Source organism: Virgisporangium aurantiacum, assembly GCF_016863635.1.
In the GTDB taxonomy this organism is placed as follows: Bacteria; Actinomycetota; Actinomycetes; order Mycobacteriales; family Micromonosporaceae; genus Virgisporangium; species Virgisporangium aurantiacum.
The window spans coordinates 1-21,697 of record NZ_BOPG01000107.1 but is presented as its reverse complement, the minus strand read 5'-3'; the positions used below and the strand labels follow the sequence as shown (position 1 = coordinate 21,697).

General features: G+C 69.6%; 21 protein-coding genes and 2 pseudogenes. 9 read left to right on the top strand and 14 right to left on the bottom strand.

The genetic code is table 11. From position 1 onward, the window contains the following. The first annotated feature begins 83 nt into the window (after nt 1-83). Nucleotides 84-906 (top strand): annotated as a pseudogene (locus Vau01_RS57855) (transposase family protein). On the opposite strand, the gene Vau01_RS57850 reads toward Vau01_RS57855, so the two are convergent. After that, nucleotides 907-1,152: a hypothetical protein gene (locus Vau01_RS57850; protein ID WP_204011933.1), complete on the bottom strand. Its 246-nt coding sequence runs from the start codon at nt 1,150-1,152 to the stop codon at nt 907-909. 234 nt (nt 1,153-1,386) lie between these two features. Here Vau01_RS57850 and Vau01_RS57845 point away from each other — a divergent pair, with 234 nt between their 5' ends. Beyond that, nucleotides 1,387-1,998, top strand: coding sequence for a hypothetical protein (locus Vau01_RS57845; protein WP_204011931.1), 612 nt, complete (start codon nt 1,387-1,389; stop codon nt 1,996-1,998). A gap of 1 nt (nt 1,999) precedes the next feature. Here the strand turns inward: Vau01_RS57845 and Vau01_RS57840 are convergent, their stop codons facing one another. Next, complete coding sequence (locus Vau01_RS57840; RefSeq protein WP_204011929.1) at nt 2,000-2,557, bottom strand: hypothetical protein; 558 nt, start codon at nt 2,555-2,557, stop codon at nt 2,000-2,002. A gap of 147 nt (nt 2,558-2,704) precedes the next feature. Between Vau01_RS57840 and Vau01_RS57835 the strand changes: the two genes are divergently transcribed. Then, nucleotides 2,705-3,934, top strand: coding sequence for a YncE family protein (locus Vau01_RS57835; protein WP_204011919.1), 1,230 nt, complete (start codon nt 2,705-2,707; stop codon nt 3,932-3,934). On the opposite strand, the gene Vau01_RS57830 is transcribed toward Vau01_RS57835, so the two are convergent. Both Vau01_RS57830 and Vau01_RS57825 read right to left on the bottom strand, forming a co-directional pair. Beyond that, entirely contained in the window at nt 3,931-4,299 is a 369-nt protein-coding gene (locus Vau01_RS57830) for a hypothetical protein (protein ID WP_204011918.1), read from the bottom strand. The genes Vau01_RS57835 and Vau01_RS57830 overlap by 4 nt on opposite strands. A gap of 7 nt (nt 4,300-4,306) precedes the next feature. Further along, a complete protein-coding gene (locus tag Vau01_RS57825; RefSeq protein WP_204011917.1) occupies nt 4,307-6,037 on the bottom strand; it encodes an AbeC-like domain-containing protein in 1,731 nt (576 codons plus the stop codon). A 420-nt stretch (nt 6,038-6,457) separates the two neighbouring features. Here Vau01_RS57825 and Vau01_RS57820 point away from each other — a divergent pair, with 420 nt between their 5' ends. Then, nucleotides 6,458-7,084: a hypothetical protein gene (locus tag Vau01_RS57820; RefSeq protein WP_204011916.1), complete on the top strand. Its 627-nt coding sequence runs from the start codon at nt 6,458-6,460 to the stop codon at nt 7,082-7,084. A 411-nt stretch (nt 7,085-7,495) separates the two neighbouring features. Here the strand turns inward: Vau01_RS57820 and Vau01_RS57815 are convergent, their stop codons facing one another. From Vau01_RS57815 to Vau01_RS57790, 7 genes and pseudogenes are all read right to left on the bottom strand, one after another. Further along, nucleotides 7,496-7,711: a DUF397 domain-containing protein gene (locus Vau01_RS57815; RefSeq protein ID WP_204011915.1), complete on the bottom strand. Its 216-nt coding sequence runs from the start codon at nt 7,709-7,711 to the stop codon at nt 7,496-7,498. A gap of 15 nt (nt 7,712-7,726) precedes the next feature. Further along, complete coding sequence (locus Vau01_RS57810) at nt 7,727-7,987, bottom strand: Scr1 family TA system antitoxin-like transcriptional regulator (protein WP_204011914.1); 261 nt, start codon at nt 7,985-7,987, stop codon at nt 7,727-7,729. A gap of 25 nt (nt 7,988-8,012) precedes the next feature. After that, nucleotides 8,013-8,210, bottom strand: a pseudogene (locus Vau01_RS65565) (hypothetical protein); the annotation flags it as partial. A gap of 165 nt (nt 8,211-8,375) precedes the next feature. After that, nucleotides 8,376-9,239, bottom strand: a complete 864-nt coding sequence (locus Vau01_RS57805) for a discoidin domain-containing protein (protein ID WP_204011913.1) — start codon at nt 9,237-9,239, stop codon at nt 8,376-8,378. Next, nucleotides 9,236-10,849 (bottom strand): alkaline phosphatase D family protein, encoded by a 1,614-nt coding sequence (locus tag Vau01_RS57800; RefSeq protein ID WP_239152935.1) that lies wholly within the window; start codon nt 10,847-10,849, stop codon nt 9,236-9,238. The genes Vau01_RS57805 and Vau01_RS57800 overlap by 4 nt, the downstream gene beginning before the upstream one ends. Further along, the gene (locus Vau01_RS57795) at nt 10,846-11,079 is read right to left on the bottom strand and encodes a hypothetical protein (protein ID WP_204011911.1); all 234 of its coding nucleotides are present in this window, start codon (nt 11,077-11,079) and stop codon (nt 10,846-10,848) included. Before Vau01_RS57795 ends, Vau01_RS57800 begins: the two co-directional genes overlap by 4 nt. Before the next feature lie 611 nt (nt 11,080-11,690). Then, the gene (locus Vau01_RS57790; protein WP_204012031.1) at nt 11,691-12,833 is read right to left on the bottom strand and encodes an epoxide hydrolase family protein; all 1,143 of its coding nucleotides are present in this window, start codon (nt 12,831-12,833) and stop codon (nt 11,691-11,693) included. Nucleotides 12,834-12,952: 119 nt separating this feature from the next. Between Vau01_RS57790 and Vau01_RS64925 the strand changes: the two genes are divergently transcribed. Then, nucleotides 12,953-15,853 carry a helix-turn-helix transcriptional regulator gene (locus Vau01_RS64925; protein WP_204011907.1) on the top strand — a complete coding sequence of 967 codons (2,901 nt, stop codon included), beginning with the start codon at nt 12,953-12,955 and terminating at the stop codon, nt 15,851-15,853. A gap of 139 nt (nt 15,854-15,992) precedes the next feature. Next, nucleotides 15,993-16,529, top strand: coding sequence for a DUF3592 domain-containing protein (locus Vau01_RS57780; RefSeq protein ID WP_204011905.1), 537 nt, complete (start codon nt 15,993-15,995; stop codon nt 16,527-16,529). A 227-nt stretch (nt 16,530-16,756) separates the two neighbouring features. Here the strand turns inward: Vau01_RS57780 and Vau01_RS57775 are convergent, their stop codons facing one another. Then, complete coding sequence (locus Vau01_RS57775; RefSeq protein WP_204011902.1) at nt 16,757-17,287, bottom strand: hypothetical protein; 531 nt, start codon at nt 17,285-17,287, stop codon at nt 16,757-16,759. Between the two features lies 1 nt (nt 17,288). Further along, nucleotides 17,289-17,825, bottom strand: a complete 537-nt coding sequence (locus tag Vau01_RS57770; protein WP_204011899.1) for a winged helix-turn-helix transcriptional regulator — start codon at nt 17,823-17,825, stop codon at nt 17,289-17,291. A gap of 100 nt (nt 17,826-17,925) precedes the next feature. On the opposite strand from Vau01_RS57770, the gene Vau01_RS57765 reads away from it, so the two are divergent. Next, entirely contained in the window at nt 17,926-18,816 is an 891-nt protein-coding gene (locus tag Vau01_RS57765; protein ID WP_204011896.1) for an alcohol dehydrogenase catalytic domain-containing protein, read from the top strand. 103 nt (nt 18,817-18,919) lie between these two features. Here the strand turns inward: Vau01_RS57765 and Vau01_RS57760 are convergent, their stop codons facing one another. Next, complete coding sequence (locus tag Vau01_RS57760; RefSeq protein ID WP_204011894.1) at nt 18,920-19,630, bottom strand: SDR family oxidoreductase; 711 nt, start codon at nt 19,628-19,630, stop codon at nt 18,920-18,922. 58 nt (nt 19,631-19,688) lie between these two features. On the opposite strand from Vau01_RS57760, the gene Vau01_RS57755 reads away from it, so the two are divergent. Both Vau01_RS57755 and Vau01_RS57750 read left to right on the top strand, forming a co-directional pair. Then, nucleotides 19,689-20,051, top strand: a complete 363-nt coding sequence (locus Vau01_RS57755) for a MerR family transcriptional regulator (protein WP_204011891.1) — start codon at nt 19,689-19,691, stop codon at nt 20,049-20,051. 454 nt (nt 20,052-20,505) lie between these two features. Next, entirely contained in the window at nt 20,506-21,612 is a 1,107-nt protein-coding gene (locus tag Vau01_RS57750) for a hypothetical protein (RefSeq protein WP_204011888.1), read from the top strand. Nucleotides 21,613-21,697: the final 85 nt, after the last annotated feature.

Genomic DNA, 21,697 nt, shown 5'->3' with positions numbered 1-21,697 from the left:
TTGTGGTGCAACGAAAAGACGCAGAATCCCGGTATAAAGGTGGTCCTCTCACAGATCAACTTCATAGGGATCCTGCGTCGACGATGAGTGTCACATATACCGCCACCCTGCCGGTACGCGAGGAGACGGTGGCGTTGCTGGCCGACCTGCTGGACGCCGAGCGACTGCGGCGGGGCACCCGTGCCGGTACCCGCGCGTTGACCACCCATGACCAGGCGGTGCTTGTCTTGCGGTGGTTCTGCGACGGCACCCGGATGAGTCAACTGGCCGGTGACAACGCGATCAGCGAGTCCACCGGCTACAACTACCTCCACGAAGGCATCGGCGTGCTCGCCGCCCGCGCACCCAGCCTGCACGGCGCGTTGCTGGCCGCGAAGATGGCCGGGCACAGCCACGTCGCCATCGACGGCACCTTGATCGAGACCGACCGGGTGTCCACCCCGGGCCCGACACCTGGCGTCGATCTGTGGTGGTCGGGCAAGCACGCCAACCACGGCGGCAACATCCAGGTCATCACCGCACCCGACGGATGGCCGATCTGGACCTCCGACGTGCGCCCCGGCCGCGAGCACGACACCACCGCCGTACGCACCCACACCGAGATCCTGCCCGCCCTGGTCGAGGCAGCCGGCGACCTACGCCGCCTCGGCGATCTCGGCTACGAGGGCGAAGCCGACACCATCACCGTGGCGTTCAAGAAGCCGAAAGGACACCACACTCACCGCGGCCGAACAGCAGTTCAACAGAGCACACAACGGCGTACGCGCGATCGGTGAACGCGGCAACGCCATCCTGCAGATGACCTTCAAAGCGCTGCGCAACATCAGCCTATGCCCCTGGAACATCGGCCGGATCGTCGCTGCCGCGTTGGCCATCCTCCACTACGACCATGCCCGCACCACATGATCACCACCCGTGATCAACACGTTGCCCGGAATGGCTCACTGAGTACTTCACCAGCAGGATGCGGGTGTGTCCACAGATCTTCCCGACCGCCGGATTCTTCGGACACGATGCGGGAGCGGTTGCGGCATCGGCCGATTCCGCCGTGTCGTCGGCCGCCGCGGCGGCGGTCGGACTGGTCGCCGTCAACAGCCCGCCGGCGACGAGCAGCGCGGTGGTCGCGACGGCGACCCGGATCCGGATTCTCACCATGGTCTCCTTTCGAATGTGTCCGCTCAGCCTGTGACGAGGGCCCGGTGCGGTCACGCGTCGCCGGACGCCGGACACCCGATCCGGACACCGGACAGGGCTCGCCCATTTGCATCGATTGGCATACTCGGCGGCAGGACGGACTCGCCCCGGTCCGGCGCGCCCACGCCGGTGGAAGAGCTCTGGCGCACGATCGAGGAATATTGCGAGCGAACGACCGGAAGTCGGCGACCGGTGCGGCATATTGCCCGGCGAACCGGTCTGCGGAAATCGACGATCTCGGACTGGTTCAACTATCGTTCATTCCCGCAGTACGAAACGTTCTCGGTATTCCTGTCGTATTTCGACGACGAGGCGTGGCGCCGCGATCTCGCGATCATGTGGCAGGCCGCCTGGGAGGCACATCAGGCCGCGCGGTCCGCGGCACCGGCCCGCCCCCGCGATCATCCCGGCCCGCCACCATCGGCCACCCAGCGGCGGCCCCGGTGGCGCCGGCCGGCCGCGGCGGGTGTCGCGCTGCTGGTGCTCATGCTGGCGGCCTACGCCGTGGTGCGCACCACCGGTCTGATCGGCGGGAACGACGCGCTCGCCCGGCCGGCCGACTCCACCGCACCGGCGGTCGGCATCGTCGGCGGAACGTGCATGGTCGTCACCGCCCGCGACGTCCGGGTGTTCACCTCGGCGTCCGCCGACGAACCCTGGACGACCTGGGCCCGCGGCACCTCGTTCTGGGTCGACCGCGACGCCGGCTCCACCAGCCGCTACCGCACCACCCTGGGCAACGGCCGCCACGGCTGGGTGACGACCGACCACCGCTACGTCCAGCCGGCCACGACGTGCGTCTAGTCTAGTGCACCTCTTTCCTGTCAGGCACGGATCCAGCGTCCCGGCGGCGCAGTTCGCGGATGACGCCGTGGCGCCGCAGTGCCAGGACGAGCCGGCGGGCGTGCCGATGCCGCACGATCAGGATCACCGCCTCGCGGATCAGCGCCCACCGGCGTCCCCCGAGCTGGTTCTCGATCACCTTCCAGACCACGGCACGCAGCGGCGCTGACTCGAGCGCCTCGCGCAGCTCGGTACGGACGTCCGGATCCTCCAGCGCAGACCGGATCGCCCACGCGAGGTCGGGACGGTCGGCGATGCTGTCGGTGACGGCGGCCGCCAGGTTGTGCCGCACGTCGTCGTCCTCGACGAGGAGCAGTGTCGCGCGCCGGATCTCGTCGGTGTCCAGGCCGGACCGGAGCAGCTCCATCGCCCGCAACTCGACCTCATGGTCGTGGTCGTCGACGGCGAGGGCGGCCAACAGGTCGGTCACCTCGTCGAGGTCGATCAGGTGCTGCAGACCGGCACGGAACTCGGCCCGATCCCAGGCGAAGAGCAGTGCCTTGAAGAGGTGACGATCCATGCCACCTGATACCCGTGGCGGTGGTTTCGAATCATCTGTTCGTGTGTCTGCGACGCGTTCGCTCCCGCGTGCCGACGCATCGGGCGGACAATCGCGCCAGCCCTTCATCCGACCACGACAGCCGAACGCGATCCCGGGTGGACCCACATGGACGGTTGGGAATGCACCGAATGCGGCACGCGGAACGGAACGGCGGCGACGATCTGCGTTGTCTGTTTCGCGGAGCCCGACCGACCGGCAGCGGCCGGCACGCCGCTGAACGCCGTCCCCGTCGCGCGTCGACCGGATGCCGGGCACCCGCCGGCGGTGTCCCCGCCCGCCCCGGCGGCGGTGACCCGGCCCCGCGCGTGGAAGCGGGTGCTGCTCTGGGCGACGGCCGCGCTGGTGGTGGCCGGCGGGTCGGCCGCGTACGTCGGTTACACGAACCGGGACGACAGCTCCATCCCGGTCGGCGACTACGGTGACCTGCTCAGCGCACTGGCGATCGCCCCGGACGGTCAGCATCTCTTCGCGGTCCGGCGGTGGCACGCCGACGTCTCACTGGTTCGCCTCCGCGACGGCTCCGTCAGCCGCGTCACGCTTCCCGGCGACTTCCAGCCGGGCAGCCTGGCGGTCAGCCCCGACGGCAGCCGGTTGTACGTCTCCGACGGGAGCACCGGCGATTGTTCCGGCACGCGGATGCTGACCGTCGACGTTACCGCGCGGACGGTTTCGCACACGGTCACGACGTCGGCGTGCCGGATGTACGACATCGTGGCGGGCCCCAACGGTGCTTTCGTCTACGTGACAACCGACGACGGGCTCCTCGCGGTCGACACGACAACCGACGAGATCGTGGGCACCGTCCGGCTTCCCGGTGCGGGCGCGATCGCCGTCGACCCGGACGGACGGCGCGTCCACGTCGCCGTCCGCGGGCCCGAGCCCGCATTGGCCGTCGTCTCCGCGACCACCCTCGGTATCGCCGGACTCGTTCCGTTGGTCGACACGTCGGGCACGCCCATGTCGCCGGAGGGACTCGACCTCGCACCCGACGGAAGCACCGTCTATGTCGCCTGCTCGTTCCACGACGAAGCAGGCAAGCCGATCGACCGGCCGGGAATGGTGTCCGTGGTCGACCCGGCGTCCGGAACGGTGGCCGCGAACCTCCCGCTTCCGGGCAAGCAACCGCGCGACGTGGCGGTGAGCCCCGACGGCACCCGCGTGTACGTTGCCAACTGGGGCTCCGGGTCCGTATCGATGGTCATGGCGGCCGCGGGCACCGTCGAGACGGTGGCGGACGTGGGCGGAAACCCGACCGACCTCGCCGTCTCCCCGGACGGGCGGACGGTCTACGTCACCACCTACGCGGAGAAGATCGCCGTCGTCGACGCGGGTTAGCCGACGACCTGGCCCGTCAGCTCCAGCAACTGCGTGGCGAGTGGAACGGCGCCGCTGGCCGAGAGGGCGGCCGCCGCTCGTTGGGCGGCACGGAGAAGCCGTCCCCGACCGGGTTCGCCGGTGGCGTCGACCGTCTCCTCGATCAGCGTCAGATCGTCGTCGGTCGCGGACTGATCCGCGACGCGCAGCCTGCCGTCGGCCACCGCGACGCGCAACTCGTGGACGAGCTCCCGCAGTTCCCTGACCAGATCCTCGGTGGCGAACGGGTCCGTCCCTTGCACGGCGCGGGCGCGGTAACCGCCGGCGACCGGCCCGTTGACCTGTCCACCGAAGAACTGCACCCCATCGTTGTGGAACGTCGACATCGGTCTCTCACCTTCCTGGGGCGACCGGTGCCGGTGCACCCATCGTTGTCGCGGCGGCGCCGGCACCTCCGGCCACCGCACCGGTGACCGTGGAGTTCTGGAGGATCGTGCCCTGGTTGTGGAGCACGTTGACCCGGGCGCGGTACTCGCCGGTGTCGACGTGCGACTGTTCCAGGAAGTCGAGGATCGCGTCGGTGACGCGGCGCTCGAAGAGCTTGCTGTACTTGTGCGCGTCGAGCCACGCCGTGTAGGTCGCCGGCGCCAGCCGCGACACCGACTCCCGGATGCTTTTTCTCGCACCGAAGTTGTGCGCCGGCTCCGCGCTCCGTCGCGACGCGTTGTCCATCCGGCGGTTCACCGACAACATCCCCCAACCGCCGCGGACGAGCCGCACCGGCGCCGCGACCAGATCCGTGCCGAACCTGCGGAGGGTCTCCAGCAGCGCCCAGGCAACCGGATCACGGTCCTGCAGACGATCGATCACGTGGAGACTCTCGCGGATCGGGCCGAGCACGGTCGACACGAACTCCAGATACAACATGCCGCCCTCGACCGCCACGTGCACGAACGCGGAGACCTCGATCTCCTGGTCGACCGCCGGGAGCAGTACGTCACCGTCGGGGCCGATGACCGGCTGTCCCTGCGTGCCCGTGGTGACACGCAGGAAGTGCCTGGCCGCGCCCTGCGGATGGCAGATGACGGCCGACATGGTCTGCCTGCTCGCGAACGAGAACGGCACCCGCGTCTGCGGGTCGATGAGAGGGAACTGATGGTTGCGGGTGCCGAGCGCCACCAACTGGTCGCGCACCGCCAGCCCGGTCAGGCGTTCCCGTTCCGCCAGGTCCTCGCCCCGCAACGCAGCCAGCCGCTGCTTGACGTGTCGGTTCAACACGATCGGGTCGATGTCGACCCGCGGCTGCGGGCCACCGTCCATCATGGACCGTGCCGCGCGCAGTTCGAGGACCATCGACCAGACCTGGAACACGGTGCCGGCACCCGGGAACGGGTTGAACCCGGCGTGCAGCACGACGTTTCCGTGCTGTGCACGGGCGGCGGCCGACACGCGCGCGGCCACCCGCGGGCTCGTCACCGCCGGTGGGTCGTGCCGGACGCCCGGCGCCATGTCGTTGATCAGGGTGTCCGCCACGGCGCGGTTGTAGACGAACAGCGCGGCGCCGATCACCAGCACCAGCAACCCGGCCGGGGCCAACAGCTCGCCGAGCGCGGACTCGTCGGGCACCCCGTACTCCTCCCCGACCTCCGGCGTGCCCGACGGGAGTATCTCGTTGACGGCGGCCATCAGTGAGGCCAGCAACGGCAACCCGAAGCACAGGAAGGCCACGCCGCCGCCGACCAGCGCGGTGATCTTCCACCGCGCCACGCCCCGGTAACGACGGGCCCACAACGGGACCGCGATGCAGAGACCCACCATCAGGACCAGGGTCGTCGGCGCGGTCAGCTGCCAGAGCCCGACGATCAGGATGAGGGTGAGCGCCGCGTCTCGGGCGAGCGCCAGGCGACGTGCCCGCAAACCGTGCAGCAGCACCGGTGCCACGTCGTAGCCGTACGAGGGAGCCACCGCCCGCTGCTCGTCTTCGAGCAGTTCGGCGATGACGTCGTCGGCGTATCCGGGGTTCAGGTACGTGGCGGCACACAGGTACCGGGTCGCATTGTGGAGAAACGGCTCTCCGGCGCGGGGACTGACGTGGCGGAAGCCCGTTTCCGGGGCAGCTGTCATTGCCGTCGCCTCGGTTTCTACGGTCGGGTCCGACCCACCGTAGGACAGTCCGCCACCGAAACACACCACGCGCCGGGGCCGTCACCCGGACAGGTTCCGCCATGCGACGCCCGGCCCGGTCCGATACGACAGTTGCCGCGGCCGGTCGAACCGAACCTCGGCGATGTATGGGTGCGCGGGACCCGGTGCGATGCAGAATCGGCCATATTCCGTGGCCCACCCGATAGAGGCCAGATGAACCATTGGATATGCGACGAGTGCGCCTCGACAAACCGAACGAGCGCGAACATCTGCGGCGTCTGCTCGGCGGAACGCGGCGGCGGCACGTACTCCGACGCCTCCCGCCGCCGGGGCGCGTCGGCTGAACGTCCGCACCGACGCCTCGCGTCGGCTGAACGTCCTCCCCGACGGCTCGCCCCGATGGTGCTGGCTGCGGTGTTCGTCGCGGCGCTTGCGCTGCTCGCCGGCTACCCGCAGGTCTCCCGCTGGCTGGCCGAGGCCGGCGACACCGTCGCCGCCGAGCCACCCCCGCCCACGGACGACGGCGACGGGCCGGCGGATCCCCCGGCCACCGCCGACGCCACCGCCTCCGCCGACGCCTACGAGGAGTCCGCACCGGTCGACTACATCGGCACGGTACGGCTGTCGCAGTCGCTCATCGGCGACCCGACCGCCGTCAGCGTCGCCGGAGCCTTCGACGCCTACTTCACCGCGGTCAACAACCGCGACCACCCGACGCTCTTCGCCCTGTACGACCCGGCCGGGGTGGTGAACCCCAACAACGCCACCCAGGCGAACGCCCTGGCCAACGCGATCTCCACGACCCGCGACCACCACGCCCAACTGCACGCCGTGTACGTCGCCGCCAGCCCACCCGGCGCCGTCACGGCCCGGGTAACCTTCACCAGCGAGCAGGCTCCGGGCTACGGCCCCCGCGGTCGCGAGCAGGAGACCTGCACGAACTGGGACCTCACGTACACCCTCACCGCCGGCGGCCCCCGCGCCTACCGGATCCTCCGCTCGACCGCGACCAGCTCAGCCTGCTGAACGTGAGCGGGGATCGATTAACGCGGCTGGCCCAGAAATCCGGTCCGCCAGCAGCGTTCGCGAGACTCTCCAGCGCCGGCCTCGCCGATGTCGCACCGATCCGGCCAGCTTCACCCTGTCGTTGTGCGGATCGGTCAAGACGCTGGGGTTTCGTCGCTGGCTCGGCGTCGAGGTACCGCGGTGGCTGCAGAACTCGCCTCGCCATGCTCACGATCCACTGACCGAGTCCTATCGGCGGCTTGGTCTGGTCCGGGGCAGGGCAGAGGTGCTTGCCGCCGCCTGGGTTGGACCACGCTGCCGCCCCAGACCCGGGAGCAAGTCCGTGTGGAGTGGAGCGGCAACGCCTGCGTTATCTATCGGTTGCCTCCCCGCCAAATCTTGACCGGACGGCGGTGAGGCCTCAACTGAGGCTCAGTGCACGAGGTCGTCGAACTCGCCACTCTTAGCCCCGTCCAGGAAAGCGGCAAATTCCGCTTTGCTGTAGACGATCATTTCGCCATCGGGCTCGCGGGAATGGCGAACTGCCACTCCGGCCTGGGTGGGAGCGACTTCTACGCAGTTGCCACCGGCGCTTCGCGTCGCAATGCGCCACGTGAGCGTGAGGCGGTTGATCTCTGCCGCGGTCATCTGAATTGTCCCCTGCTACGTTGAAGAGAAGGCTCGAAGTTGTGTTTCGATGAGGCTGAGCGACGAATCCGAGTCCGCGGCCAATCGGGTAAGGGTTTCGAACGCTCGACGACAACGGGCGACCTCTTCAGGCTTGTCGTCGAACGTCTGGCCCAGTTGCCCCTCGGCGTACGCCACGTCGGGTATTGCCGTCTCGGCGAAGGTCAGGACGGCGAAACTGCCATCCAAGGCCCGGATTCGGCTCAGCGGAGAACGGGAGAACCTGTACTTGAACATTCGGCAAGGCCGCGACGTCTAGGACGTGGCGCAGCTGTGCTCGAATGATGGTCTTGTCTCGGCCGTCGACGGCTCGATGCAGTACCCCCTCGTCGAGGATGACGTGCCAGAACCTGCAGCACCTGGTCGGTGTGTGCCACCACGGCCCGCGGTCCCGCACCGACGGTGATAAGGCCCGCCACCCCGGCGCCGACCACCAGGACGTCGCACCGGTGGCTTCCATCCGCACTTCCCTGCCCGCCGGTGTGAACGGCTGCCAACACCATCGCGCGTTGCCGGCCGTCGCGACATCTGCCCCCTCGTCCTGTGCACAGACGTCGTCGTACATCGGGGCCGGCGTCCGGACGGTGCCGTCATGTTCGGCGAGCTGCCCTCGCCGGTGGCGACTTCAACCGGCGTACGCCTCCACTTCCACGACCCGCGAGTACGTAAGGCCCTCGTTGCTGGCCAGCGTGACGATCCGCAGCCCGGTCGCCGCCACTGGCGGGAAGGTCGAGCTGACCATCCCGGCCAGGTTGCCGCGGACCTGCGCGACGCGCTGCCACCCGCCGCCGACCCGCGCCTCGACATCCCAGTCGCGCAGGCCGTACCGGCTCGCCGGGTATCTGGTGGAGTCGAGCGTGTACAGGTCGACCCGGCCGAGGGTGCGGGGTTGGTCGAACGTGACCAGCAACCAGTCCGGGAAGACGCCCCGGGTCGCGTCGTTCCAGCCCGTGGTCGAGGCCCAGTGCGCCGAGTCCCGGTCGCCGTCCACCGCGCCGCAGGCCGGGTAGAGCGGCAGGTGCTCGCTCGATGCCGACACGGGCATGTACCGGACCAGGTTGCCGGTGCCGTCGACCGGTGACTGCCCCACCTCGACCGCCAGCGCGAGTCGCTGATCGCCGCCCCGGACCGTGATCGTGTACCGCCCGGGCGGGGTGTGCACCGGTGCACTCACCGAGATCTGCACCCGCAACGTGTATCCGGCCGGTAGGTAGCTCGACACCAGGTACCGGGACAGTTCCAGCGGTGCCGGCACTTCGAGGAACGCGTCGGCGTACACCTCATTCGCGCCCGTGTTGCCGAAACGCAGTTCGAAACCCTGCTTCGCGCACGGCACCGGAGTGACCGCGACCTCCGTGACGTCCGTCGCCAGGCTCAGGCCGCGGACGTCCGCCCGGTCGGCCATCGCCGGCACGGCGATCGCGACCGCCACCGCGGCGAACACCGCGACTCCGGCCGCGACGGCGGCCCGGCCGCCCACCTTCCTCATCGCGTCGCCTCCTGACCCACCGGGTTGAGCCCGGGATTGCCCGCCTCCACCACGAACGAGGCGACCGTGGCGACCGGTGCGCCGGTCCGGTCGATGTACGGCACGGCCCGGTAGTCGACGCGCATCTCGCCCTCAGTCAGCCGCAGCACCGTGTAACCGCGCCGCTCGTCAACCAGCTTCAGGTGCGGGTTGGCCGCGAGGAACGCCCGTCCGGTCGCCGAGACGTCGGTGCCGTTGCCGCCGCTGGAGATCGAGGTGGCCACCAGTTCCACCCCGAACGACGTCGACCCGGGGTCGGCGAAGTCGGTCTTCATGTCCATCGCGTACGCGGCGTGCACGTCACCGGTGAGCACGACCGGGTTGCGGTGGCGCTGCGCGGCCAGGCCATCGAGCAGCCGCCGCTGCTGCGCGGCGTACCCGTCCCAGGCGTCCATGTTGTACAGGTCGGCCGGCGTCGGGTCCAGGTCCATCCGGCTCATGATCACCTGGTTGGCGAGCAGGTTCCAGGTGGCGTGCGAACCGGTCAGCCCGTCGAGCAGCCACCGCTCCTGCTGGGCTCCGGCCAGCGACCGGCCCGGGTCGCGGCGCGCGTCCGAGTCCGCCCTCCAGCCGTCACCGGACGCCTGGTCGGACCGGTACTGCCGGGTGTCCAACACGTTGATCTCGGCAAGCCGGCCGAACGTGAGCCGCCGGTAGAGCATGTAATTGGGGCCGCGCGGCGCCGGTGCCCGCAACGGCATGTGCTCCCAGTACGCCCGGTAGGCGTTGGCCCGCCGGACCAGGAAGTCCAGCACCGGCGCGTTGCTCTTGGAGACCTCGCCGGCGTAGTTGTCCTGCACCTCGTGGTCGTCCCAGGTGACGATCCACGGCGCGGCGGCGTGCGCGGCCTGCAGATCCGGGTCGGACTTGTAGAGGGCGTACTGCAACCGGTACCGGTCCAGCGTGTCCGCCTCGGTGCGGAACTGGCTGGGCACCGGGTCGGTGACCGCGCGCAGCCCACCCGCGGCCGCGATGCCGTACTCGTAGAGGTAGTCACCGAGGAACACGACCGCGTCGACGTCCTCGGCGGCCAGGTGCCGATGCGCGGTGTAGTACCCGTCCGGCCACGACTGGCAGGAGCCCATCGCGATGGTCAGCCGGTCGACCCGCTGGCCGGCCGCGGGTGCGGTGCGGGTCCGCCCGGTCGGGCTGAGGTACCCCCCGGCCTTGAACCGGTACCAGTAATGCCGCCCCGGTCGCAGCCCGCGCACGTCGACGTGCACGCTGTGCGAGTACTCGGGACGGGCCTGTGCCCGGCCCGCGCGGACGACGCGGCGGAACCGCTCGTCGTCCGCCACCTGCCACTCGACCTCGACCGGCCGGTACGGTGCCCCGCCCAGCGGCTCGAACGGTCGCGGCGCCAGCCGGGTCCAGATCACCACGGCGTCCGGCAACGGGTCGCCCGAGGCGACGCCCAGCGTGAACGGGTCGGCGTCGAGCCGCCCACCGCCGCGATACGCGCTCGCGCTTCCAGGCAGGTTCGCACCGAAGGCAACGGCCGTCGCCGCTCCGGTGAGGGTGAGGAACCGCCGACGGGCCAGCCCTGCCGCCGGTCGCAGGTCCGCGTTCACGCGCCACCGTCGGGGCGTACCTCGACCAGGTCCTCGTCGTTGACGGAGTCGGTCAGCTCGAAGGTCTCCCGCGCCTGGTGGAGCTTCGCGTCCACGTCGGCGTCGCTGACGTCGGCGACGCGCACCCGCAGGTCGTCGACCTCCAGAACCTCGACGTGCCCACCGAAGTTCGCCGACACCAGCGTGAGGTCCGTGGCAGCGTCGAGGATGCCGGGGTACAGGTGGCCCATCAGCGCGTGCCGCCCGCGCTGCAGCGCGGCACGGACCCCGGCCGCGCGTGACCTACCGAATGCGGTGCCATGGGTTCCTCCTATGTGGGGCCGACGCCGAAGGTTCGTATCACGAGTTTCGTTAAGAAAACATCTGATCGTGTGAGATCTATCAGGTGCTGAAGGCTACGAAGTTAATTCGTTCAATGTCAACCCCCGACTCCCCGGTCGCGACAACTGGCAGTGAGGCCAGGATCGTCCGGGGTTCAGGCCGCAGCCGTCGGCCGGCTGCCTTCGTGTCGGCGCGTTGCCGGTGCAGACACGCGGGTAGCAGCCGGACGGTGGTGCGGTCCAGGGCGACGGTGCGCCGGCTGGCTCTGGTCTTGGAGGTCCGACGGCGACGGGGCGGCCGTAGGCGATGTGCTGCTGTTCGATCATCACCACGCGCTGGCCGAGGTCGATGTCGATCCAGTGCAGGCCGGCCGCCTCGCCACGGCGCGGCCACGCAGGGCGATCGGCCGCCCATCGCGAACAGCCGGTCCTCCCGCATGAAGTTCAAGAACCCGGCCAGCTGCCGCGCCGTAGCCGCCGCCGCGGCTCGACGCGGACCTACGCGAACGGCTGACCCTCGGTCATCTCAGGTCACGGAAGAAGGCGCGGATGTCGTCGGTGAGCAGTGCGCCCTCCTCGAGGGCGGCGAAGTGTCCGCCTTTGTCGATGTCGGTCCAGCGCACGATGGTGTTCTCCCGTTCCGCGTAGCGGCGGATGCCCACATCGTGCGCGAAGGCGAGGACGCCGGTCGGTACGCCCGAGTTGGGATTTCCGGTGCCCCAGGCGGTTTCCTGTGCGTATCCGACGTATGCGGCCGAGCCCGCGGTACGGGTGAACCAGTACAGGGACGCGTTGGTGAGCAGGCGGTCGCGGTCGATGATGTCCTCGGGCAGCTTCTCCTGTGGATGCGTCCACTCCCGGAACTTGTCCATGATCCAAGCGAGCTGCCCGACCGGTGAGTCCGTGAGGCCATATGCGAGGGTCTGTGGACGGGTGGCCTGGATGGCGATGTACCCCGACTCCTCCCGCATGAATTTCTCGATCCGCCGGATGCGGTCACGCTCCAGGTCGGACAGTGTGGCCAGTTCGTCCGGCGGCAATGGCATCGGCGGCAGCATTCCCGGGCCGCCGTTGAGGTGGATGCCGACCACGCGATCCGGTGCGACGCGGCCCAGTTGCGGGCTGACGAGGGCGCCGATGTCGCCACCCTGGGCGCCGTAACGGTCGTAGCCAAGCCGAGCCATCAGCTCGTCCCACGCACGAGCGATCCGGGTCGTGTCCCACCGGCCGTCCGTAGTCGGCCCGGAGAACCCGAAGCCGGGCAGGGCGGGTATCACCACATGGAACGCGTCGGCCGGATCGGCTCCGTGGGCCCGAGGGTCGGACAGCGGGCCGATCACGTCGAGGAACTCGGCCACCGATCCGGGCCAGCCGTGCGTCAGCACGAGCGGCAGCGCGCCCGGTTCCCTGGACCGGACGTGGATGAAATAGACGCTCTGGCCGTCGATCCGGGTAGTGAACTGTGGAAACCCGTTGAGCTGTGCCTCGTTCGCGCGCCAGTCGTGGCCGTGCTGCCAGTAGTCGGCCAGTTGCCGCAGCCACGTCACCGGCACGCCGGTCTGCCAGCTGTCACCGGGCAGGGGGTCGGGCCACCGGGTCCCGGCGAGCCTGGTCCGCAGGTCGTCGAGATCGGCCTGAGGTATGTCGATCCGGAACGGCCGGATGTCATGCTCGTGCATCTGTGGACCTCCACTGTAGGAAAACCGCAGCTCAGCTGGGCCGGGCTAAGATCACAGCGTGGCCGAGGGACCAGTCCGGTGGATCTGCCGATTGTGGTATTTCCATGTCCGGTGACGTCGAGCCGGCGCCCGGCCGGGTCGTCCGTGGGATCAGCCCGCTGCTCGTCGGCCGTGGTGCGGAGCTGGCGGCGCTGGGCTCGGCCGGGCAAGGCGTGCTCGACGGTCGGCCCACGACCGTGCTGGTGTCCGGTGAAGCGGGAATCGGCAAGTCGCGGCTGGTGTCCGAGTTCGCGGCGAGCCTGGGCCCGCAGTGGTCGACCGTCACGGGTGGGTGCTTGGAGCTGGGCGCCCAACAGTTCGCCTATACACCGTTTCTTCAGGTCGTCAGGCGACTGGTGGGCTGGGCTGATTCGCCCGTCATCGGACCTGGTTCAGTCCTGCGCAGCCTGCTACCCGGCGATCACCCGGCGCCGGGACCGGTGGGCACCGGCCGGTTCCGCCTGCTGCGTGAGCTGTTGGCGCTGATCGAGAAAGTGTCGTGGGTACGGCCCCTGCTCCTCGTGGTCGAGGATCTTCACTGGGCCGACCCGGCCAGCTGCGAGCTGTTCGCGTATCTCGCCCGGAACCTGGACCACCTCCGGGTGTTGCTCATCGGCACGATCCGTACCGGCGAACTGGGACCCGGACATCCGGTTCGTCAGCTGGCGTCCGAGCTGAGTCGTCTGCCCGAGGTGACGGCGCTGCCGCTCGAACCGTTGAGCGTGGCACAGGTCGGCGAGCAACTGACCGCGATCGACGGACGCTACGACCCGGCGAGAGCGACCGCCACGCACCGCCGCTCGGGCGGTAACCCGTTGTTCGTCGAGGCACTGGCCGCCGCGGAGTCCACCAAGACCGGCGGCCACGGCGGCGACACCGGCTACCCGTTGCGGGCACTGCTGTTGGAGCGTGTGGCCCGGCTGCCCAAGCCCGCGCAACACGTCCTGGCGGTCGCGTCGGTCGCGAGTGGGGCGATCAGGCACGAGCTACTTGCCCTACTCGCCGAGCTGGCAGACGAAGAGCTCGACGGGGCGCTGCAGGAGCTGGTCGAGCGGGAACAACTGGTGGCGACGGAGAGCGGATACCGGTACCGCCACGAAATGATCCGCGAAGCGGTCTACCGGAACCTTCTGCCCGGCCGGCGTCGTCGGCTGCACGCGAAGGCGGCGGCCGTCCTCGCCGAGCAACCCGGGTTGGCCACCCAGGGCCACCCCGCGACCGAGCTCGCCGAGCACTGGCACCTGGCCGGTCAGCCCGACCGGGCCTTCTCCGCGGCGCTGATCGCGGCCGACAAGGCCCACAGCAGGTTGGCGCACGAAGAAGAATTGAGGTTCCTGGAACGCGCGCTCGACTTGACGCATCCTGATGACGCTGGCGGACGGTTGGCGCTGCTGCGGCGCGCGGCCACAGTGGCCGGGCCGGCTGGAGCGGCTGAGCGGGGCCTGCGGCACTGCACGAACGCGTTGGCGCTGTTGGATGCCGGCCATGACCCGATCGGCGTAGCGCGACTCCTCGCCGAACGTGCCAGGTTCAAGAACCGGCTCGATCTCAGCGGCCGCGATGACCTGGAACGGGCTCTCGGTCTGCTGCGTCCGGACGAGCCGTCGTACCCGCTGGGCCTGGTCTACACGGAGCTGGCCATGGACGACGAGGTGCGTTCGCGGTTCGCCGCTGCCACCGAACACGCGACGCGAGCCCTACGCGTCGCCGAGGCGCTCGATGACGAGGGCCTGCGCTGCCGTGCCCTGGCCGTCCTGGGCGTGGCCGAGGGAGGCGCCGGAGCCACCGACGCCGCGGTGGCCCGTCTGGCCGAGGCACAGCGGATCGCGTCCGCTGTCGGTGACTCTGCGACGCTCGTCGGCAGCATGCAGTGGAAAGCCTATGCGCTTTTACTGGGTGGCCGGTTCGAAGAGGTGATCGTCGCCGCGAAAGACGCCCTCCGGATGGCCGAATCGGTGGGCCTGTACCGACGGGCGGGCCCGATGCTCACCGTCAACCTGGCCGGCGCATTGCTCGCTCTGGGCCGCTGGGACGAGGCCCTGCAATCGGCCGAACGCGCACTCTCCGACGATCCTGAGGCGCTGGGTGCCATGGTGCTGCGGGGGATGCTCGCTTACATCCATCTCGGCCGCGGCGACATCGACCTCGCGGGGCAACTGATGACCGGCTTCGCCAGGCTGCACGACGCACCGGCAACAATGCGCAACTACCTGTTCTGGGTTGCCGTCGAATTGCAGTGCGACCTGGCGATCGTCCGGTGCCGGCCCGAGGAGGCCGACGAGCCCGTCGACCGGTTCCTCAAGCACACACGGGATCAGCTGGGCCACGGCGAGCCCGAGTTGAGAGCCCTGCTGGCCGTCGCGCGGGTGCTGCGGGCGCGGCTGGGTGCGGCGCCCCGGAACCAGGCTGTCGCCGCCCGGGTCGCGGCGGCACGGGCCGACCTGGCAGACCTCGTCGCCAACAGCCGCGTCACCACACCGTTGCTCGGGGCGTACCGGCTCGCCCTCGACGCCGAACTGCGGCCCGGACGGCTGGCCGACTGGGATCGGGCCACTGCCGCCTGGCGCGATCTGCGACACGTTCCCGAGCTCACCCGCTGCCTGATCCGCTCGGCAGAGGTGGCGCTGGCCAACAGCAACCGGGCCGGGGCACAGAGCCGCCTGCGGGAGGCCCACGACCTGGCGACCGGTCTGCGCTCCGCCGCCCTCCTGGGACAGATTTCGGCGCTGAGCCAGCGGGCGAGGCTTGAACCGGTGACCCCGCCCGCCAACCCCGCCGGACTGACCAACCGGGAACTGGACGTGTTGCGAGTCCTCGCCCGCGGAAGATCCAACCGCCAGATCGCCGCCGAGCTGTTCATCTCACCCGGCACCGTTTCGGTTCATGTGTCCCGTGTCTTCACCAAGCTGGGCGTCAGCACCCGCAGCGAAGCCATCGCCTACGTCGGCGACCAAGGGCTTCTGTGACTCGCACCATGGCCCACGCGGCCTAGAAACGGATGCGCCGGGCAAATGACCGCTGTCATCTGAAAGGTCTTTGCAAGGGCGTATCGGACTATCGTTGCGGTGATGGTGGGGCCGGCTTGAGCGGTTGCTGGGGGAAAGCATGTTCCGCGACATCGAGGAGAATGAGGGGTTCTACGGCTGGCTGGCGTTCCTGGGCACCGTTCTCGGGCCCGTGTTCCTATTCCTCGGGGTGCTGGCGACCACCGATGAGGTCCGCACCTACAACAGCTACGGAGGATCGAACGGAGTCCGTGTGTCGGCGACCGTCGTGTTCGTCGACCCGGGCGTCAAGAGCAATAAGCGGGTCCCTGTGCTTGTCGAGTACCCCGGCCCCGACGGCGACGTGATCCGCGCCGCCGTCGTCGTCTGGGACCGGCGGCCGGATGTCGGCTCGCGCCTGCCGGTGGTCTACTCGAGGCAGCATCCGTCTGAACCCATCATCGCTGCCCGGGTGGATGGACCCCTCGGCACCCAGAACATGCCCATCGCCATTCTGCTCCTGGTGGGCGGCACCGCCGGAGTGTCGCTGGGAACCGGCTCGACCGTGGCACTGCTTCGCCTATGGCGGCGAAGGAGACGCGCCTTTGCCTGGACTCCCCCCACCAATCGTGCACCACCACAGAACTCCCAATGGTGAAGCTGCGGATCGAGGAGTAGCTCCGGACGGAGATCCAGGGCCGTGTGGGCCCATCTCCTTCATCGAGCGCCTGCCTGCGTCTTGCTTCCGCTTCCTGGTTCCTTCCCCCTTCCGCTCCGCGGGTGCACTACTTCCGCTTCCAAGTCCGCAATCAGTGACGCTGCGAACCCGGCTGGCCGAGCTCCCGCCGGCGGAGCGGCTGCGGCAGCTCACGGTGGACCAGACCGTCATCCGGTCGGCCGGGATGGTGGGGATGCTGATCCTTCCGGTCGCGGTCGACGCCGCCCCCGGCTGCCGCGTTCGCCGGCGCCGGCGCATTCCTGGTCCTCGCCGCGCTCGTCGCCGCCGTGACCGGTCGGCGGGTGGCCGCCGGCCGTGCCGTTGCCGTCGATGCTGTTGCCGTGGATGTCCCACAGGTGAGCGAGGCGGTCCGCGCCGCGCGGGAACCGGCGTCCCGCAGCGCGTCGTGACCGGCGACCCCCCCGCCCCGACAGACGCGGCACTCCGATCTGCTTTTGGTTGCGCTGGTGCAGGGCGCCGAACCAGGCGCCGGCCCGGTCGTCGTAGAACTCCCGGTCGTACCAGGCGACGCCGAGGTGGATCGTTCCGCCGCTCGCGGTCGGGTCGGCCGGGTTGTCGAGCTGGACCCAGGTGGTGTCCCAGTCCCACAGCATCAGCTCGTCGGGCCGTGCCTGCAGCCGCCGGTCGGGTTCCTCGATCGCGTCCCCGCGGTTGGCGCGGCCCCCGCCGCCGAGCACATCACGCCAGTCCCACCGCGCTCACTCGTCCGTGGTAGCCGGTAGACCACCACAGGGATCTGCTGCGGTGAGCACGTCTGGCCGAGATGCGTGTGTCGGCTCCCGTTGCCGTCGCTGTGGGCCTGCGGCTAGGGAGAGGGGGTTCGAGTCCGCGGGTGGTCCGGTCGTATGCTGCCCGGGCCGCGTCCACCTGTGACATGTGCAGCTCGGCCCACTCCTTGAGTTGATTCATCACGGCGAGCAGCGATTGGCCGAGCAAGGTCAGTTCGTAGTCGACCCGCACGGGCATCGACGGCGTCAATGTGCGGGTCACCAGGCCGTCGCGCTCCATGCGGCGCAGCGACTGGGTGAGCATCTTCTGGCTGACCCCTTCGATCTGGGAGGTCAGTTGGGAGTAGCGCAGCGGACCGCGTAGACCGAGCGCGACGATCAGAAGGCTCACCCACTTGTCGCCGATCGTATCGAGCAGACGCCTGCTGGGACAGCTCGCTGCGAAGGCGTTGAAATGCGGCGTTGACTGCTGGGCAGATGCCGTCACGACATACCTCCGGGTGCGCACCCCACTCTGAAGTGCCTACTTCCCAACGGAATGTAGGTCACCGAAAGTGGTGTGGCAACACAGATCCAGGAGGAGTCCAATGCGTGCACTTGTCACCAGTGCCGGCACCGATACGCCGGTGCTCGCCGACGTCGAAGCCGCACCGGTCGGCCCTGCGGACCTGCGGATCCGGATCAGCGCAGCGGCCGTCAACCCGATCGACGTGTTTCTGGCGACCGAGCGAGGCCGGGCCGTGTTCGGCCTGAGCGGCGGCACCGGCTTGGGCTCGGACCTCACCGGGACGGTCGTCGAAGCCGGCCCCCAGGTCGATGGCTTCGCCGTCGGCGACCGGGTCGCCGCTCTTGATCGCGATCCCACCGCCCCGAGCCGGGCGCACGCGGACAGCATCGTCGTCGCGTCCGCCGATGTGGCTCGTATACCTGCTGGTCTCGATCCGCTTGCAGCAGCATCGATACCGCTGAACGCACTCGCGGCGCGCCAGGGCCTCGACCTCATCGGCCCACCAGCGGGTCGGAGCCTGCTGGTTACCGGCGCGGCCGGTGCCGTGGGCGGATATGCCGTCGCTCTGGCGGCCTCGGCGGGCTGGCGGGTCACCGGCCTCGCCCGGGCCACTGACGCGGACTTCGTCCGCAACGCCGGCGCCGAGCGGCTGGTCCACGAGCTCCCGGGGCCGACATACGACGTCGTGCTCGACGCCGCCGCGCTGCTGGGCAACGCGGTCCGGGCGGTGCGCGACAACGGCGTGTACGTCGGCTACCCCGGACAGGCGGTCGAAGGCGTAAGGGGTGTTCAGATCAAGTCAGTGGTCACCCGGCCCGACGGTGCCGCGCTGGGCGAGCTGCTGCGACTGGCCGCCGACGGACTGTTCCAGCTCCGCATCGCCGGCACGGTCCCACTCACCGCGGCAGCGGAGGCCTACGCCACGGTCGCAGGCGGCGGCCAACGCGGTCGGTGGCTCCTCGTCCCATAACCAAATCGACGTCTCGCAACGCGTGCTCATGGCCGCTGGTGAGCTGGCGTGTTTGCCGGACGGGCCGCGGGGAGGCGAATCAGCGGTTCACAGAAGGACGTGCTCAGCCGAATAGGGCGGTGGGGATGTCGGCGTAGAAGAAGGCGGGGTCGCGCGAGAGTGAGGCCTTGACATTGGCGGTCGGGGTGTCGGCGATCACTTCGAGTTTGCCCGCTTCCAAGCCGTCCAGGGCCGTGGCGACCACCTCGTGGGGTGGGAGTTTGGGGATGTCGTAGGCGGCCATCATGTCGGTGTCGGCTATCGCCAGCGCCAGGGCGGTGACCTGGGTTTTCTGGTCGGCCAACTCGAGTCTGATGCCGTTGGTGAGAGACCATTCCGCGGCTTTGGAGGCGGCGTAGCCGTTGCTGGCGGGGGCGAAGGTGTACCAGCTCAACGCCGAGATGACGTTGAGGATGGCGCCGCCGGCGAGTCTGGAGGCGAAGGCGCGGGTGACGTTGAGGGTGCCCCAGAAGTTGGTGTCGAACTCGCGGCGGACGTTTTCCGTGGAGGGGCCGAGCAACGGAGCGTTCGTGGAGATGCCGGCGTTGTTGATGAGGATGTCGAGATCGCCGACCTCGGCTGCCGCGGCGTCGATGGACGCGGGCTCGGTGATGTCCAGTTGGAGGGGGACGACGCCAGGGATGTTGATGCGGTCGGGGCGGCGGGCGGTGGCATAGACGGTGGTGGCGCCGCGGGCGAGGAGGGCCTCGGCGAAGGCCTTGCCGAGGCCGCGGTTGGCGCCGGTCACGAGGGCTTTTGTGCCGTTGATCTGCATGCCGCTACGCTAAGACCTCACGCTGACGTCAGAGGCAAGTTTTGCGAGGTGGGTCACTGTGCGGATCGGGGACCTGGCGAGTAGGACGCGCGTGAGCGTGCGGGCGCTGCGGTACTACGAGGAGCAGGGGTTGCTGGCCTCGGCGCGTAGTGGAAGCGGGCAGCGGCTTTATGCCGACACGGCGGTCAACCGCGTGCGGCTGATTCAGCAGCTGTACGGCGCGGGACTGTCCAGCAAGACGATCGCGGAGCTCCTGCCGTGCGTCGACGCCAAGGTGAGTACGCCGGAATCGCGGGAACGGTTGCTGGTGGAGCGGGACCGGATCAACGCCCAGATCGCCGAGCTGATCCTCGCCCGGGACAGGCTCAACGACATCATCGACGCGACGTCGAAGCCGAATCCGACGTGCGATTACGTATGAACCGGCGCGATCCGGATGGGTGATCGACGGGGGATCGACGGTTCTGGCAGCGTCCGAGAGACGTGGCGGTGTGGCGGCACGAGATCGCCGGGCACCGCAGGATCAGCCTCATCTGCCGCGAGGTCGCAGTTATCCTGTACGCCAGCGAGATCTGCGGCGGCGGCATGCGAAGACCCGGCCGGCTGGCCGCTCGCCGCACCCGTCGTGCACGCATATCTCGGCCGGATCGGCCGGGAGTTCGAGGCGACGGCCGATCGGCCGTTCTGCCGCGGTGCGGCCGAACCTTGATCCCAAGCACCCGCTGGTCCGCCTCGGCCACCCGGCGTCCCCCAACGGCCCCGGGGATGGCGTCCGGGTCGGCGCCATCCTGACCACGGTTCACCGAGGGTGTGGATGCGCCGGATCGGGGAATGTCAACTCCGGGGTGGCGTCGAGCTACCGGTGAGGAGTTCCGATGTCCCACAGTGAACGGGCCCGGCCGGAGATCGTCGTCGGCGTGGTGGCGACACCACCGGATCACCCGGCGCGGGCGGCTGCGCAGCTCGCCGCCGACTTGGCCGGTCGACTCGCCGAGCGGGTGGACGCAGACGTGCGGTGGACCGTTCGGGAAGGCTGGGGTGAGGTGGCACCGCGCCGCGACGGCGTTGAGGCGCTGCTCGACGATCTTGCCCAACGGCGCACCGACGACCGGTGGGACGTTGCGATCTGCCTGACCGACCTGCCGCTGCACACCGAACGAATGCCGCTGGTCGCGCAGTCCTCGGCCCGGCGCCGAGTCGCGGTGGTGTCCCTGCCCGCGCTGGGGCTGCGCCAGCTACGAGGAGTCCGCGCGGCGGTGCCGGATCTTGTGGACCGGCTGCTCACCGACGCTTCCGACGAGCGGGTGGCCTCGGCCGGCCGGGCACCGGCCGAGATGGCAAGCCGGGTTGCCGCCATCCATCGAGTGGTCGGCGAGGGTGACGCGGGGGAACTGCGCTGGGTCGCGTCGCGGCTGATCGGCCGGGGGCGGCTGTTGATCGGGATGGTCCGGGCCAACCGCCCGGGGCGCGCACTGCTGGGCCTGTCCAAGCTGCTGGTCGGTGCGTTCGGCACGGCCGCGATCGGGCTCGGCAACTCCAGTGTCTGGCAGCTGAGTGAGGGGCTCGACGGACCCCGGCTCACCGTGATCATGCTGATCGCGCTGACCGGGTTGGTGGCCTGGCTGATCATCGCGCACGACCTGTGGGAGAAACCGGACCAGGAGACATCGGCTGAGCTGGCCCGGCTGTTCAACCTGGGTACGACGCTCACCCTTACCCTGGCCACGGCGGTGTCCTACCTGGTGCTGTTCGCCGGAGCGGTGCTCGCCGCGACGCTGCTGATCGACACGTCCGTGCTGGAAAGAGCCCTGCAGCGGCCGGTCGACTTCACCGACTACCTGATGCTCGCCTGGCTCGTCAGCTCGTTGGCCACCGTCGGTGGCGCGATCGGCTCCGGCCTGGAGGACGAGGAAACGGTGCGGGCCGCCGCTTACGGCTACCATCCCGAACCCGACGGCTGGCGGGACGAGAAGGACGGGTAGGCCCGCCGCGGGTTCGATCAGTGCTGCTGTTGGCGGTGGTGCGCACCGAGCGGGCGTGGGATGTACAGGCCCTGACGGAGTGCTC

What these genes read in the sequence shown, in the direction of transcription:
- Vau01_RS57805 (WP_204011913.1), bottom strand. Translation starts at nt 9,239, where the DNA reads ATGAGGAAGGTGGGCGGCCGGGCCGCCGTCGCGGCCGGAGTCGCGGTG.
- Vau01_RS57835 (WP_204011919.1), top strand. Translation starts at nt 2,705, where the DNA reads ATGGACGGTTGGGAATGCACCGAATGCGGCACGCGGAACGGAACGGCG.
- Vau01_RS57840 (WP_204011929.1), bottom strand. Translation starts at nt 2,557, where the DNA reads ATGGATCGTCACCTCTTCAAGGCACTGCTCTTCGCCTGGGATCGGGCC.
- Vau01_RS57820 (WP_204011916.1), top strand. Translation starts at nt 6,458, where the DNA reads ATGGTGCTGGCTGCGGTGTTCGTCGCGGCGCTTGCGCTGCTCGCCGGC.
- Vau01_RS57795 (WP_204011911.1), bottom strand. Translation starts at nt 11,079, where the DNA reads ATGGGCCACCTGTACCCCGGCATCCTCGACGCTGCCACGGACCTCACG.
- Vau01_RS64925 (WP_204011907.1), top strand. Translation starts at nt 12,953, where the DNA reads ATGTCCGGTGACGTCGAGCCGGCGCCCGGCCGGGTCGTCCGTGGGATC.
- Vau01_RS57815 (WP_204011915.1), bottom strand. Translation starts at nt 7,711, where the DNA reads ATGACCGCGGCAGAGATCAACCGCCTCACGCTCACGTGGCGCATTGCG.
- Vau01_RS57830 (WP_204011918.1), bottom strand. Translation starts at nt 4,299, where the DNA reads ATGTCGACGTTCCACAACGATGGGGTGCAGTTCTTCGGTGGACAGGTC.
- Vau01_RS57810 (WP_204011914.1), bottom strand. Translation starts at nt 7,987, where the DNA reads ATGTTCAAGTACAGGTTCTCCCGTTCTCCGCTGAGCCGAATCCGGGCC.
- Vau01_RS57780 (WP_204011905.1), top strand. Translation starts at nt 15,993, where the DNA reads ATGTTCCGCGACATCGAGGAGAATGAGGGGTTCTACGGCTGGCTGGCG.
- Vau01_RS57765 (WP_204011896.1), top strand. Translation starts at nt 17,926, where the DNA reads ATGCGTGCACTTGTCACCAGTGCCGGCACCGATACGCCGGTGCTCGCC.
- Vau01_RS57760 (WP_204011894.1), bottom strand. Translation starts at nt 19,630, where the DNA reads ATGCAGATCAACGGCACAAAAGCCCTCGTGACCGGCGCCAACCGCGGC.
- Vau01_RS57825 (WP_204011917.1), bottom strand. Translation starts at nt 6,037, where the DNA reads ATGACAGCTGCCCCGGAAACGGGCTTCCGCCACGTCAGTCCCCGCGCC.
- Vau01_RS57750 (WP_204011888.1), top strand. Translation starts at nt 20,506, where the DNA reads ATGTCCCACAGTGAACGGGCCCGGCCGGAGATCGTCGTCGGCGTGGTG.